Below are 14,181 nucleotides of genomic sequence, written 5' to 3'. Positions count from 1 at the left end.
TCCCACACGACCTGGCGCTGGGACAGCGTGGGGGGCGGAAAGGTGCCAGCGCTCCAGGGCAGCGCGATCCCGTGCACGTCGTCGCCCACCGCGCCTCCTCGCCCCGTCCGCCTCCGGCGAGCCTATGTGCTGGTGCGTGCGCGGGACGTCCGTGGCACCGCCGTGTCGGGGCCCGGCCGGGCGGTCGCCCGCGCCGTGCCCCGCGACGGCGGGCCGGGCGCCGTCCGGCGCGTCGCGGGCCGCCGCCGCCGGTAGCGTGAGGGCATGCGCCTCCACGTCGCCGACCACCCGCTGGTGGACCACAAGCTCACCGTCCTGCGCGACAAGAACACGCCGTCGGCGACGTTCCGCCTCCTCGTCGACGAGCTGGTCACGCTGCTCGCCTACGAGGCGACGCGGCACGTGCGGACGGTGCCGCACCAGATCGAGACGCCGGTGACGACGACGACGGGCGCGAAGATCGCCGACCCGGCCCCCATCGTCATCCCGATCCTGCGCGCCGGGCTGGGCATGCTCGACGGCATGACGCGCCTGCTGCCGAGCGCCGAGGTCGGGTTCCTGGGCCTCCAGCGCGACGAGACCACCTACGAGGCCGTCACCTACGCCAACCGCCTGCCCGACGACCTCACCGACCGCCAGGTGTTCCTGCTGGACCCGATGCTCGCCACGGGCGGCACGCTCGTCGCGGCCATCGACTACGTGTTCGAGCGCGGTGCCCGCGAGGTCACGTGCGTGTGCCTGCTGGCCGCGCCCGAGGGCCTCAAGGTCGTCGAGGAGGCGATGGGCGGCCGGGTCGACGTCGAGATCGTCGTCGCCGCGGTGGACGAGCGCCTCAACGAGAAGCGCTACATCGTCCCCGGCCTGGGCGACGCGGGTGACCGCCTCTACGGCGTCGTCTGACGGACCCCGTCTGCTGACGGCTGCCGCCCCAGGTGCCCCGGGCGCCTGGGGCGGAGTCGTCAGCGGGTCTCGCAGGAGCCCGTGGCCTGCCAGGCGTCGTTCCACGCGGGCGGGGTGACCCACGAGCCGAACTGCGGGACGATCCCGACGACGCCGCGGGAGAACCCGGCGCCCGTGCCGTGACCCCAGCCGTGGCCGCCGCGGGCGTTGCCGCCGAACCCGTTGCCGCTGGGTCCGTTGCCGCCGACGCCACCTGTCTGGCTGGTCCCCGTCTGAACCGCTCCGGTCTGGCTCGTCCCCGTCTGGCTCGTCCCCGTCTGGCTCGTCCCGGTCTGGCCGACGATGCCGTCGCTGCTCCGGTCGCCGTCACGGCTCGCGCGGTCGGCGCCGACGTCCTTCGGGGTGCCGGGGCCGACGTACCGGTAGCTCGTCGCGCCGGCGCTCACGACGTCGCCGACCGCGTAGCCGCCGCGGGCTTCGGTCGCCCCGCTCCACGCGGCCGCGCACCAGCCGGCGGTGCCCGTGAACGGGTCGACGGCCAGGGTCGTCGACCAGGAGCCGGACCGGATCGTGTAGCTCGCGCCGGTGCGGCCGGTGACGGTGCCGAGGTCGACCGTCCGCGACTCGCCGGGCGGGACGGTCCGGTCCGCGGCGGCGCCGCCGGAGACGAAGAACCGCAGGGGCACGTTCGACCGGGAGTTGTCGAGCACCACGGACGCGGGGCGGCTCGAGGTCGGCCGCCCGTTGCCGGGGTCGACGACGACGTCGCCGAGGGCCAGGCTCGCGTCCGGCGCGACGACCACGCAGCTCACCGGCCCGTAGCCCGCGGACCTGCTCACGGTGAACGGCTTCCCCTCGATCACCCGCGTCAGCTCGACGACGACCGTGCCGCCGCGGGACCGCAGCCCGTCGCCCAGCCCGAGGTCGGTGGTCGTGGTGCTGCCGGCCGCGATCGTCGTGGGGTCGCTCCAGGCGCTGCGCCCGAGCGACGTGCGGACCTGGTAGACGCGCGCCCCGGCGTCGGCGACGGTGAGGGTCACGGTCGGAGCGCTGTCCGGGCCGTCCGGCGGCACGCAGCGGGACTGCGCCATCAGGGTGACGTCCTCGGGCCACGGGAGCGACGCGCACGTGTCCACGTGCGTGGGCACGTGCGCGATCGAGCGGCCGTCGGCGGTCACGTCCAGCGCGCCGGTCCCCGGGGTGACGGGCACGCGGACCGTCCGGGTCTCGCCGCCGGCGAGCGTCACGGGGGACCCTGCGACCGTGAACTCGACGGGGAGGGTCGAGCCGGTGTTGTCGAGCGTGACGAGGGCCGTGCGCGTGGAGGTCTCGGTCGCGGGGTCGTAGGCGCAGTCGCCGACGTACGAGGCCGTGCCGCCCGCGCCCACGGCCGGGGCGATCGTGGCCCCGGTGTAGGACGCCTCGACCGGCGCCGACGGCTGGGCGGTCACCGCCGGCAGGTCGCCGTCGACGTCGGGCACCCAGCGGGACAGCCCGAACGTCGCGACGCCGGCCGGGAGGCTGCTCTGGTGCGTGTCGAGCGTGAGCGTCGTGGTCGCGCCGGCGTCGAGCGTCACCGCGCCCGAGGTGCCGCCCTGGGCGCGCAGCTCGACGCGCATGGGGTCGGTCGAGGTGTTGGTGACCGTGCCCACGAGCTGTACCTGGCCGCCCGCGTTGCGCGGCGTCACCGCCGCGGTCACGCCCCACCCGGGGGTGTAGCACTCGGTCTCGACGACCGCGCCGCCGGAGACCGACGTCGAGTAGTCGCTGCCGGCCACGGCCGTCGTGAGCGTCCATGTGGCCGCGCCCGCGGGGACGCGGAGGCCGTCGTGCACCACGAGGTCCGCCTGCTCGCCCGGGAGCAGGGTCCGCGAGACGTCCGTCCCGCCCGCGGCGTCGAGCCGCACGGCGACCGCCTGCGAGGTCGTGTTCCGGAACGTGCCGCCCACGACGGCGTCGGCCGTCGCCAGGCCTCCGGTCGCGAGGCAGCGCGTCGTGACCTCCGGCGCGGACATCCCGTCCCACGGCGCCTGCACGGTGACGGCGCCGCTGCCGGAGACGACGTGGACGTCGTCGGTGGCGACGGGCACGGCGGCGGCCGCGAGGGTCCCGCTCGTGGCGGTCGCGGGGGCGAGCACCTGGAGCGTCCCGGACGCCTCCTCGCCCGGGGCGAGCGCCCGCGGCGTCGCGGCCGTGCACGTCACGGACTGCGCGTCCGTCGCGTCGGCGGTGCACGCCAGCCCACCCCCGGAGCCCGCCAGCAGGAGCCCGTCCGGCAGCGTGACGTCGACGGACCAGCCTGCGGGCGCCCCGCTGTCGCCGGAGTTCGCGACGGCGACGGGCAGGTCGCCCACGCCGGGGTTCGGCAGGTTCGCGAGCGTCCCGACCTCCGCCGTCAGCTCGGCGCCGTACGTCTCGACGGCCGCGGGCGGCACCTCGATCGCCGCGGGCTGCACGCCCGTCGCCCACACCTGGCCGCCGATGTCGTAGCTGCCGCCGTTGCGGGCCACGACGTCGAACGCGAGCGTCTGGGTGGCCCCGCCGGGCACGTCGCCGAGCGAGCAGAGGACGTCGCCCGTGCCGTCCTTCGCGGGACGGCAGCGCAGCGCGTCGGCGTCGAGCGGGAGGCCGGCGGCCGGGGCCCCCATGGCACCGGTCGACAGGGCGAAGGTGGGCGTCAGGCCGCTCTCGAGCGAGAACCGCGCCGTCGTGCCGAAGGCCGTCTGCTCGCCGGAGTTGGTGACCTCGAGCTCGACGCGCTGCGGCACGCGCGGCTCGAGCGTCCCCGTGCTGACGGGCGCGACCGTGAGCGCGGCGGGGTCGCCGAGCGGCAGGGGCGTCGCCTGGTCCAGCACCGACACGTCGGACGGCGAGATCTCCGGCGTCGGCAGCGTCACGGGTGGCGCGAGCAGGTTCTGCACCGGCGCGGCGACGACCGCCGTCGGCGACGGCGCGGGCGTGACGCTCGCGGCCGTGTCCGGCGGCGCGAGCACCCCGAGCACCGTGACGACGCCGACGGCCGCGACGGCGACCGCGCTCGCCGCGGCCGCGACGCCCGAGGTACCGACGACGGCGCCGGCCGAGGTGACGACGATCGACGAGACGGCGGCCGACGCGCTCGCCGCGGTCGCCGAGGCGGCAGCGGTGGCCGAGGCGGCCGCCGTCGCGGCCGTGGCTGAGGCGGTCGCCCCGGCCGCGGCGGTCCCGGCGGCGGTCCCGGCCGCGGTCCCGGCCGCGGCGGTCCCGGCGGCGCCCGCGGCGGTGGCGCCCGCGCCCGTCGAGCCGCCCAGGACGCCGGCGGTGAGCGACCCGGCGTGCAGCGTGGCGGCCGCACCCCCCGCCCCGGCCCCCGTGGACCCCGCGAGCCCGGCCGCCGCGGCGCCCGTGGCGGCTCCGCCCACGGCGCCGCCGCCCGCGATGCCGGCAGCGCCCGCTCCGGCGACCACGCCGAGCGGCAGCGCCCCCAGCAGGCCCAGGCCGACGACGCCGAGCACGAGCGGCGCGACGACCCCGCGCATCCCGTGCGCGACGTCGGAGAGCTCGAGCACGAGCGTGCGGCACTCGCCGCACGTCTTGAGGTGGCCGTCGACCTTGGCGATCTCGCGGTTGGCGAGCGCCCCGCGCACGTACGCGCCGAGCAGCGGGTTGACCGTGCGGCACGCGTCGGCCGAGGACCCGGCCAGGTGCTGCTGGAGGTACCCGACGCGCAGGCCCTCGCGCGCGCGGTACGCGAGCGCGGACACGCCGTTGGCGGTGAGCCCGAGGATCGGCGCGATCTGGGCCGGGGTGTACCCCTCGACCTCCGTGTACCAGAGCACGGCCTGCCACCGTTCGGGCAGGTTGCGGTACGCGCGCGAGACGACGGTCTTCTCGAAGCCGGCGAGCGCCGGGTCCTCCGACGTCGCGGCCGAGAACAGCGCCGACTCGAACGTGGCCTCGTCGGCGGTGGGCTGCGTGCGCTGGTGCCCCTTGGCGAGCTCGATGGCGGCGTTCTTCACGACGGTGAACAGGTACGGCCGGAACATCTGGTCGGGACCGCGGCCGGACTGGAGCACGCGCAGCACGCGCGCGAAGGAGTCGGCGACGACGTCGTCGGCGTCCGCAGCGTTGCGGACGTAAGACAGCGCGAGGCGGCGGGCAGCGGCGGCGTGCCTCTCATAGAGCGCGCCGTACGCCTCGAGGTCGCCTCCTCGCACCTCGAGGATCAGCTCCGCGTCGCTGGGCGACGTGGGCTGGTCGCCCGAGCCGATGTAGACGTCAGTCACGTCCCCCGCCGATCTGACCGTTGCTGTCGATTCCACCGGTTCGCGTAGTCCGGCAGCGCCGTCACTATACGGCGCATTCACCCGCTCGCCGAGGGTGAAACTGATCTGTGGACGGACGCGGCAGTGGTTGTGAGGGGCCCGCTGCGGGAGAATGGTCGCCCGTGGAGGTGAACAGAACGTGAACCGCACGCCGGCAGGGGCACCGGGCGATGCTGACCTGCGCGAACGCTGGCGGGCGGCGAGCCTGGCCGACGTCTGGCTTCGACCCGGCGACTGGTACCACCCCGCGGTCGACGCCCTCGTGGAGGCCGTCGAGGCTGGTCGTGGGCCTGAGGCCGCGGCGCACCGGCTCGGCGCGGCACGTGGCAGCGCGGGCGTGGGCATGGGTGAGGCGCTCGACGACGTGACCTGCCTGTACCGCGCTCTCGGCCGGCCCGTCGACGTCGAGGCGGTGCGCGCCCTGGCGGTCGGCTGGGCCGAGGGGCACGAGGCGGTCCCCGCCCACGCGGTGGTGCGTGACCCGGGGACGGGCCTGGCGACGGCCGAGTACCTCGGCGAGCGCCTGCGCGAGACGTACGGCCAGGCGGAGCGGGAGGGCAGCACCGCGAGCGAGACGTCGTGCCTCGTCGTCCTCGACGTCGCGCTCGACGACCTCGACGCGTGGCGGCGCATGGCCCGGGCGGCCACGGTGGGACGCACGCTGGACCAGGTGTTCGGCACCGGGCACCCGATGGCGGTGCTCTCCGACGGGATCTACGCGGTGCTGTGCCCGCGCAGCCAGGGCACGCCCCAGCTGGCGCAGACGCTGCGCCGGGTGGTGGAGAAGAACGCCGAGATCCTCGGGCTCGCCGGGGCGATGCGGCGCCCGACCCGCGTATGGGTCGAGCACCTCCCTGCGGCGCACGCCGACGCCGTCGAGCTGCTCGGCCAGCTGGGCCGGTAGCTCAGTCCTCGCGCGTAGCTCAGTCCTCGCGCGGGGGCCGGGGCCGCCACAGCACGAGCGCGCCGCGGTCCTCCGTACCCGGCTCGAGGTACAGGTGCTCGCGGTGCGCGCGCCGCCCCGCTGAACGACGACGACGTCGCCCTCCGTGCCGGCGGTGAACACGCGCCGCTCGGCCTGGTACTGCTGCGCCTGGTAGGCGAGGAGCTTCGCGAGCTGGTCCTCGAGCACGGACACGTGCCGCTGGAGGTCGAGGATCCGCTTGATACCGGCGAGGTTGATGCCCTCGCCCTGCGCTAGCCGCTGGACCTCGAGCAGGTTGGCGACGTCGCGCCGCGAGTAGCGCCGGCCGCGGCCCAGGGTGCGGCGGGGCACGACGAGGCCGAGACGGTCGTACTGCCGCAGCGTCTGCGGGTGCATCCCGGCGAGCTGGGCCGCCTGGGTGACCGTGAGGATCGGCGCGTCCTCGCTCATGGCGTGCCTACCCCGCCGCCGCCCGTGCCGCCAGGTCGGCGCGCACGTCCTCGCCGTCGGCCTCGGCGGCGAACGCCTCGAGCGCCTCCTTGGCCTTGCGGCTGAGCTTCTGCGGCACCGCCACCTGGACGGTGACGAGCAGGTCGCCCGTGCCCTTGGGCGTGACGACGCCGCGGCCCTTGACGCGCAGCACGCGGCCCGACGGCGTCCCCGCCGGGACCTTGAGCCGCACGGTCTCGCCGCCGAGCGTGGGCACCTCGATCTGCGCGCCGAGCGCCGCCTCCGCGAACGTCACGGGCACGGTGGCGCGCAGGTCGCGGCCTGCGAGCGTGAAGACCGGGTGCGGGCCCACGTGGACCGTGATCACGAGGTCGCCCGCGTCGCCGCCGCCCGCGCCGGGCCGGCCCTTGCCGCGCAGGCGCAGCTTCTGGCCGTCGTTGATGCCGGCAGGGATGCGGGTGGTGACCTTCTTGCCGTCCACGGTCATCTCGACGAGCGCGCCCTCGACCGCCATGCGGAACGGGAGGGTGTGCTCGGCCGCGAGGTCGGCGCCACGCTCGGGGGCCTGGAACCCGGCCCGGCGCCCGCCGAACCGGGCGCCACCACCGCCGCCGCCGAACATCTGGCCGAGTATGTCCTCGAACCCGCCGGCCCCGCCCGTCTGGAACTGGGGCCGGGCGCCGCCGCCCGCGGGGGCACCGCCGCCGAACATGGCGCCGAAGATGTCCTCGAACCCGCCGGTGCCGCCCGGGCCGCCGGCCTGGAAGCGCGCACCGCCGCCGGCCATGGCGCGCAGGCCGTCGTACTGCTTGCGCTGCTCGGCGTCGGAGAGGACGGCGTATGCCTCCCCGATCTCCTTGAACTTGGCCTCGGCCTTCGCGTCACCCTGGTTCTGGTCCGGGTGGTACTGCCGCGCGAGCTTGCGGTACGCCTTCTTGATCGCTGCGTCGTCGGCATCCTTGGGGACGCCGAGCGCGGCGTAGAAGTCCTTCTCGATCCAGTCCTGTCCGGTCACGACGCCTCCTCTCGTACGAGTGTCCCGGTGGTCGGGCCCGTCGTGACCATCCCGCCCGCGAGCGCGGGATGGTCACGACAGGCCCGACCACCGGGCTCTGGTCTACTGCGGTCCGACGACGCCGACGCGCGCCGCGCGGACGACCCGCTCACCGATCCGGTACCCCGGCTCGATGACGAGCTCGATCGTCGGCTCGATGACCGTGTCGGTCTCGCGGTGCATGAGCGCGTCGTGCAGGGTCGGGTCGAAGACCTCGCCCACGGCGCCGAACCGCTCGATGCCGAACTTGGCCAGCGACGCGTCCAGCTTCTCCGCGATGGCGGCCATCGGGCCGGCCAGGTCGCCGTGCGCCTTGGCCCGCTCGACGTCGTCGAGCACCGGGAGGAGTGCCGTCAGCACGTCCTCCAGGCCCCGGGCGCGCGCGGCCTCCTGGTCGCGCAGCGCCCGGTTGCGGTAGTTCGTGAACGACGCCCGCTCGCGCTGGAGCTGGTCGAGGTGCTCGGCCGCCTCGGCCTTAGCCTTCTCGAGCTCCGCCGTCTCCGGCGAGGGCTCGAAGTCGAGCCCGGCCAGCGGGTCGGGCTCCCCGGCGGCGCTGCCCTCACGGGCAGCACCCGTCTCCGGGTCGACCTTCCGCTTGTCGGTGAACGAGAACGGCTGGTCCTCCGGCGTGCCCTGCGGCTCGTCCGTCGTCACTTCGTCGAGTCCTCGTCGTCGACGATCTCGGCGTCCACGACGTCGTCGTCCGACGACGACGGCGCGGTGCCCTCGGCGCCCGGGGCGTCGCCCGCGGGGGCGGCCTGCTCCGAGGCGTACAGGGCCTGGCCGATCTTCTGCGAGGACTGGCCGAGCTTCTCGTACGCGGACTTCACCGCAGCGGCGTCCTCGCCCTCCAGGGCGGTCTTCACCGCGGCGACGTCCGCCTCGACCTCGGTGACGACGTCGGCGGGGAGCTTGTCGCGGTTGTCCGCGATCTGCTTCTCCATCGAGTAGGCGAACGACTCGGCCTGGTTGCGGGTCTCGGCCTCCTCGCGGCGCTTCTTGTCCTCCTCGGCGTGCGCCTCGGCGTCCTTGATCATCCGCTCGATGTCCTCCTTGGGGATCGCCGAGCCACCGGTGATCTTCATGGATTGCTCGCGGCCCGTGCCACGGTCCTTGGCGGACACGTGCACGATGCCGTTGGCGTCGATGTCGAAGGTGACCTCGATCTGCGGCATGCCGCGCGGGGCCGGGGCGATGCCGGTCAGCTCGAACGTGCCGAGCGGCTTGTTGTCGCGCGTGAACTCACGCTCGCCCTGGAACACCTGGATGGCGACCGACGGCTGGTTGTCCTCGGCCGTCGAGAAGACCTCGGAGCGCTTGGTCGGGATGGCCGTGTTGCGCTCGATGAGCTTGGTCATCACGCCGCCCTTGGTCTCGATGCCGAGCGACAGCGGGGTGACGTCGATGAGCAGGACGTCCTTGCGGTCGCCGCGGATCACGCCGGCCTGGAGCGCGGCGCCGACGGCCACGACCTCGTCCGGGTTGACGCCCTTGTTGGGCTCCTGGCCACCGGTCAGCTCGCGCACGACCTCGGCCACGGCCGGCATGCGGGTCGAGCCGCCGACGAGCACGACGTGGTCGATGTCGGCCACCGAGATGCCCGCGTCACGGATGACGTTGTGGAACGGGGCCTTGGTGCGGTCGAGCAGGTCCTGCGTCATCTGCTGGAACTGCGCGCGCGTCAGCTTCTCGTCCAGGTGGATGGGGCCGTTCTCCGACATCGACAGGTACTGCATCGAGATGTTGGTGCTCGTCGCCGACGAGAGCTCCTTCTTGGCCTGCTCGGCGGCCTCGCGCAGACGCTGGAGCGCGATCTTGTCCTTCGACAGGTCGACGCCGGCCGAGTTCTTCACCTGCTTGATGAGGTGCTCGACGACGCGCTGGTCCCAGTCGTCGCCGCCGAGGCGGTTGTCGCCGGAGGTGGCGCGCACCTGGATGGTGGCGAAGCCGTCGGTCTCGTCCTTGCCGACCTCGAGGAGCGAGACGTCGAACGTGCCGCCGCCCAGGTCGAAGACGAGGATGAGCTCGTCCTCCTTGCCCTTGTCGAGGCCGTAGGCCAGGGCCGCGGCGGTGGGCTCGTTGACGATGCGCAGCACGTTGAGGCCGGCGATCTGGCCGGCGTCCTTCGTGGCCTGGCGCTCGGCGTCGTTGAAGTACGCCGGGACGGTGATGACGGCGTCGGTGACGGGCTCGCCGAGGTACTCCTCGGCGTCGCGCTTGAGCTTGCCGAGCACGCGGGCGCTGATCTCCTGCGCCGTGTACTTCTTGTCGTCGATCTCGACGCTCCAGTCGGTGCCCATGTGGCGCTTGACCGAGGAGATGGTGCGGTCGACGTTGGTGACGGCCTGGCGCTTGGCGACCTCGCCGACCAGCACCTCGCCGGTCTTCGAGAACGCGACGACGGACGGCGTCGTGCGCGAGCCCTCCGCGTTGGCGATGACGGTGGGCTCGCCGCCCTCCAGGACGGAGACGACGGAGTTGGTGGTGCCGAGGTCGATTCCGACTGCTCGTGCCATGGTGAGGTTCCTCCGGTACTGCTGGGGTTGAGTCTGCTGCACTCAACTTAGACGCCACCCTTTCGCGGCGCAAGCCGCAGGCGGCAAAGTTGAGCCTGCTTCACTCAACTTTCACGCAGCGCGAAACCTTCCCGGCGGAGACCGGACCACCGCCGGCCAGTTCACGCTCACCCAAGCCGCGCAGATCATGCAGGTACCGGCGTCGACGGTGCGCAACCACTACCAGCGGGCCAAGCGCGAGCTGCGCGCCGCGCTCGCCGGCGAGCGCAACCCCTCTTCCTGCGCTGCTCCCGTGCTGCCGTCCTCACGGTCGTGATCCGCTGGCAGGAGGTGAGACCCGATCGAGCGCTCGCGCTCGGCGGCGGCGGATCGACCGGCAGACGGGTCACCCCTCTCGCTCACACCAGCCCGACCGCTCACACCAGCTCGACGCCGTCGGCCTGCGGTCCCCGGTCGCTCTGACGCACCTTGAACCGGACCCGATCGCCCTCCTCCAGGACCTCGATGCCCCGCAGGACCGACACGTGCACGAACAGGTCCGCGCCCCCGGCATCGGGCGTGATGAAGCCGAACCCGCGGTCGGCGTCGTAGCGCGCGACGACGCCCTCGCCTCCGCGCACGGGCCCGCCAGACGCCGGGCTACGGCTCGACCGACCGCGGTCCGTGGCCGTGCGCGCGCTCCCGGCGCCGCGCACGAGCTGCACGTTGCGGGCGTTCGGCCCCCTGTCGCCGTCGACGACGTCGTACGTCACGCGCGCACCCTCGGACAGCTCGGTCAGCCCCGAGCCGAGCGCGCGGACATGGACGAAGACGTCCTCGCCGCCCGCGTCAGGGGTGACGAACCCGAAGCCCTTGGCGTCGTCGTACCAGGACACCGTGCCGTCGGCGCCGTCCGATGCCGGCCGCGCAGCCTCGTCGCCGAGCGGCAGCAGGTGGTCTGCCTGCGGCCCCTTCTCCCCGTCGACGACGAGGAACGCGACCCGCTGCCCCTCCGAGACCACGCCACCGCCGACGATGGCGGAGCTGTGCACGAAGACCTCGCCGCGACCGCCGTCGGGAACGACGAACCCGTATCCCTTGGCCGGCTCGTACCAGGCGACGGTGCCGAGCACGCCCACGGGTGCGTCAGCAGCCCTGTCACCCATGACGCGGACGTGGCGCGCCTGCGGGCCACGGTCACCCTCGCCCACCTCGAACTCGACGACCTGCCCCTCGCGGAGCAGTCTCGGTCCGTCGTCGCCGACGATCTCGGACGCGTGCACGAACAGGTCCTCGGCCTCGTTCCCGAGGTCGATGAAGCCGAACCCTCGGTCGGCGTCGAACCATTGGACAGTTCCCTGGGGCACTAGGACTCCTCGTCTCGGCAGACATTGCTGCCATCCAGTGTCCCCGACAGAGCCGCGGACGGGCGGGTCCGCGATGCCGGACTGCCAGGCGCTGCGACGGTGACGCGCACCGACGGCGCGGTCGACGTCGCGCCCATCGCAGCCGAGAGCTGACCAACAGGTCGCGGGCGGCTCGAGCCGCCACCTCGTGCTGCCGAACGTAGGGTGGTTCGCGTGCCGACCTCGAAGGTCCTGGAGGTGGCCGGGCGCGAGGTGACGATCACGCATCCCGACAAGATCGTCTTCCCCGCGGTCGGCCTCACCAAGCTCGACCTGGTGCGCTACTACGTCACCGTGGCCGAGGGTGCCCTGCGCGGCGCCGGCGGCCGCCCGATGATGCTCAAGCGTTTCGTCAAGGGCATCGACGAGGAGGCGTTCTTCCAGAAGCGCGTCCCGGAGAACCGGCCGCCGTGGGTCGAGACGGCACGGCTCGACTACGCCCGCGGCACGTTCGCGGACGAGGCCGTCGTCCGGGACGCCGCCGGGCTCGCGTACGTCGTCAACCTCGGCTGCGTCGACCTCAACCCGCACGCCGTCCGCGCCGAGGACCTCGACCACCCCGACGAGCTGCGCATCGACCTCGACCCCATGCCGGGCGTCGGGTGGCAGCAGATCGTGGACGTCGCCTTCGTGTGCAGGTCCGTGCTCGACGACCACGGGCTCGTGGGCTGGCCCAAGACATCCGGCTCGCGCGGCATCCACATCAACGTGCGCATCGAGCCGCGGTGGACGTTCCAGGACGCCCGCCTCGCCGCCCAGACCCTCGCACGCGAGGTCGAGAACCGCGCCCCCGACCTCGCCACGGCACGCTGGTGGAAGGAGGAGCGCGAGGGCGTGTTCGTCGACTTCAACCAGAACGCCAAGGACCGCACCGTCGCGTCCGCCTACTCGGCGCGCCCCCGGCCCGACGCCCGTGTCTCGACCCCGCTCACCTGGGACGAGGTCCGCGACCGCCGGCCCGAGGAGTTCACCGTCCCGACCGTCCTGGAGCGTTGGGCGGCGATCGGGGACCCCGCCGCCGGCATCGACGACGCCGCCGGCTCGCTCGACAGGCTCCTGGAGCTCGCCGCACGGCTCGGCCCGGCAGAGAAGCCGCCCCGGGGCAGCGGAAGCCGCCAGCAGACGATGCCGCTCGTCGAGGTCGCCCGGGCCAAGACGAAGGACGAGGCGCTCGCGGGACTCGAGCGCTGGAAGGAGCGGCACGCCGACGTCGTCGGGCATCTCGAGCCGGTCGACGTGCTCGTCGACGGGATGCGCGGCCGCAGCTCGCTCTGGTACCGCGTCCGGGTCAACCTCCAGCACGTCCCGGAGGCGCAGCGCCCGGCGCAGGAGCCCCTCGAGGTCGACTACGACCCGTGGGCCGGGGCGGCGTGGGCGGGCCGCGACCGCACCGCCGCGAGGGACGTGGGCGGACCGCCGGAACGGTAGCGTTGGACGATGCGTCGCCTCTCGCTCCCCCGTGCCGTCGCCGCCGTCTTCTGGCGGTTCAGCCGCTGGACCCCGGTGGACGAGGCGTTCCCTCAGCAGCCCGGCATCGTCATCGGCGCCCCGCACACGTCGAACTGGGACTTCGTGCACATGCTGGCGCTCGCGTGGAAGAACGACGCCCCGATCCGCTGGCTGGGCAAGGTCTCGCTGTTCAAGGGCTGGCGGGGCCCGGTCATGCGCCGCCTCGGCGGCATCGCCGTCGACCGGGCCAACCCGTACCGCGTCGTCGACGAGGTGCTGGCCGAGGTCGCGGCGGGCCGCGTGTTCCACCTGATCATCACGCCCGACGGCACCCGCTCCGCGACGGGCCCGTGGAAGAGCGGCTTCTACCGGATCGCCCAGGAGGCGCACCTGCCGGTGACGCTCGGGTTCGTCGACCGCACCACGATGACGCTGGGCATCGGCCCCACCATCGAGCTCACGGGCGACGTCGGCGCCGACATGGACGTCATCCGCGCGTTCTACGCCGACAAGGCGGGCGACGACCCGACGAAGCGACGCGAGCCACGCCTCGCGAACGAGCGTCGCGCCTGATCCGGAGGCCCTGCAGGCTCCCTCTACAGTGACCTGGTGCCCCGTACCTCGATCCTGCCCGCCCGCATCGCCGACGACGTCGTGCTGCGGCTCGCGCGCACGGGCGACGGGCGGGCGATGGCCGCCGCCTACGAGCGCAACCGTGAGCACCTGGCGCCGTGGGACCCGGAGCGCGCGCCGGAGTTCTCCACCGCCGCCTGGCAGGAGCGGAACCTCGCGACGCTCCTGGCCGACCACGCCGCGGGCCGGTTCTGGCCGCTGCTGCTCGTCGCCGACGACGGCCGCGTCGTCGGGCGGCTGAACGTGGCGAACGTCGTGCGCGGGGCCTTCGACTCGGCGGCGGTCGGGTACTGGGTCGACCGCGAGCGCACCGGTCAGGGCCTCATGAGCGCCGCCCTCGGCGTCGTCGTCGCCCTCGCCCGCGACGAGCTGGGGCTGCACCGCCTCGAGGCCTCGACCCTGCTGCACAACGAGGCGTCGCAGGCCGTCCTGCGGCACCACGGGTTCGTACGGTACGGGCTCGCCGAGAAGTACCTGCGCATCGCGGGCCGCTGGCAGGACCACGTCCTGTTCCAGCGCATCCTGACGGACTGACCGGCGCAGAGGGCGCCGGTGCGCGCCCGTC

11 protein-coding genes and 1 pseudogene are annotated in these 14,181 nt (G+C 74.0%); 6 read left to right on the top strand and 6 right to left on the bottom strand.

All coding sequences use genetic code 11. The annotated features are described in order from the left end of the window. Nucleotides 1-264: 264 nt before the first annotated feature. The gene (gene upp / locus ET471_RS06420) at nt 265-900 is read left to right on the top strand and encodes a uracil phosphoribosyltransferase (protein ID WP_129187111.1); all 636 of its coding nucleotides are present in this window, start codon (nt 265-267) and stop codon (nt 898-900) included. Nucleotides 901-959: 59 nt separating this feature from the next. On the opposite strand, the gene ET471_RS18815 is transcribed toward upp, so the two are convergent. Then, entirely contained in the window at nt 960-5,165 is a 4,206-nt protein-coding gene (locus ET471_RS18815) for a sigma-70 family RNA polymerase sigma factor (RefSeq protein ID WP_165350426.1), read from the bottom strand. A 178-nt stretch (nt 5,166-5,343) separates the two neighbouring features. Here ET471_RS18815 and ET471_RS06410 point away from each other — a divergent pair, with 178 nt between their 5' ends. Beyond that, nucleotides 5,344-6,108 carry a hypothetical protein gene (locus ET471_RS06410; RefSeq protein ID WP_242496446.1) on the top strand — a complete coding sequence of 255 codons (765 nt, stop codon included), beginning with the start codon at nt 5,344-5,346 and terminating at the stop codon, nt 6,106-6,108. Nucleotides 6,109-6,363: 255 nt separating this feature from the next. Here ET471_RS06410 and ET471_RS18810 read toward each other — a convergent pair. The 4 genes and pseudogenes from ET471_RS18810 to dnaK form a co-directional block, all read right to left on the bottom strand. Next, nucleotides 6,364-6,525, bottom strand: a pseudogene (locus ET471_RS18810) (MerR family transcriptional regulator); the annotation flags it as partial. Nucleotides 6,526-6,586: 61 nt separating this feature from the next. Continuing rightward, on the bottom strand, nt 6,587-7,594 hold the full coding sequence (locus tag ET471_RS06400; protein ID WP_129187108.1) for a DnaJ C-terminal domain-containing protein: 1,008 nt from the start codon (nt 7,592-7,594) through the stop codon (nt 6,587-6,589). A 102-nt stretch (nt 7,595-7,696) separates the two neighbouring features. Further along, nucleotides 7,697-8,287: a nucleotide exchange factor GrpE gene (locus ET471_RS06395; RefSeq protein WP_129187107.1), complete on the bottom strand. Its 591-nt coding sequence runs from the start codon at nt 8,285-8,287 to the stop codon at nt 7,697-7,699. After that, nucleotides 8,284-10,149, bottom strand: a complete 1,866-nt coding sequence (gene dnaK, locus ET471_RS06390) for a molecular chaperone DnaK (RefSeq protein ID WP_129187106.1) — start codon at nt 10,147-10,149, stop codon at nt 8,284-8,286. The genes ET471_RS06395 and dnaK overlap by 4 nt, the downstream gene beginning before the upstream one ends. A gap of 187 nt (nt 10,150-10,336) precedes the next feature. Between dnaK and ET471_RS18805 the strand changes: the two genes are divergently transcribed. After that, nucleotides 10,337-10,465 (top strand): hypothetical protein, encoded by a 129-nt coding sequence (locus ET471_RS18805; protein ID WP_280949911.1) that lies wholly within the window; start codon nt 10,337-10,339, stop codon nt 10,463-10,465. A gap of 100 nt (nt 10,466-10,565) precedes the next feature. Here ET471_RS18805 and ET471_RS18800 read toward each other — a convergent pair whose 3' ends face one another. Then, complete coding sequence (locus ET471_RS18800; RefSeq protein ID WP_129187105.1) at nt 10,566-11,495, bottom strand: cold-shock protein; 930 nt, start codon at nt 11,493-11,495, stop codon at nt 10,566-10,568. Between the two features lie 213 nt (nt 11,496-11,708). On the opposite strand from ET471_RS18800, the gene ligD reads away from it, so the two are divergent. From ligD to ET471_RS06370, 3 genes are read left to right on the top strand one after another with little or no spacing between them, the layout of a single operon-like run. Continuing rightward, nucleotides 11,709-12,962, top strand: coding sequence for a non-homologous end-joining DNA ligase (ligD, locus tag ET471_RS06380; protein ID WP_129187104.1), 1,254 nt, complete (start codon nt 11,709-11,711; stop codon nt 12,960-12,962). Nucleotides 12,963-12,971: 9 nt separating this feature from the next. Then, a complete protein-coding gene (locus ET471_RS06375) occupies nt 12,972-13,556 on the top strand; it encodes a 1-acyl-sn-glycerol-3-phosphate acyltransferase (protein WP_129187103.1) in 585 nt (194 codons plus the stop codon). Nucleotides 13,557-13,592: 36 nt separating this feature from the next. Further along, entirely contained in the window at nt 13,593-14,150 is a 558-nt protein-coding gene (locus ET471_RS06370; RefSeq protein ID WP_242496445.1) for a GNAT family N-acetyltransferase, read from the top strand. Nucleotides 14,151-14,181: the final 31 nt, after the last annotated feature.

This window comes from Xylanimonas protaetiae (assembly GCF_004135385.1).
GTDB lineage: Bacteria > Actinomycetota > Actinomycetes > Actinomycetales > Cellulomonadaceae > Xylanimonas > Xylanimonas protaetiae.
This window is presented reverse-complemented; position numbering and strand designations above follow the sequence as displayed.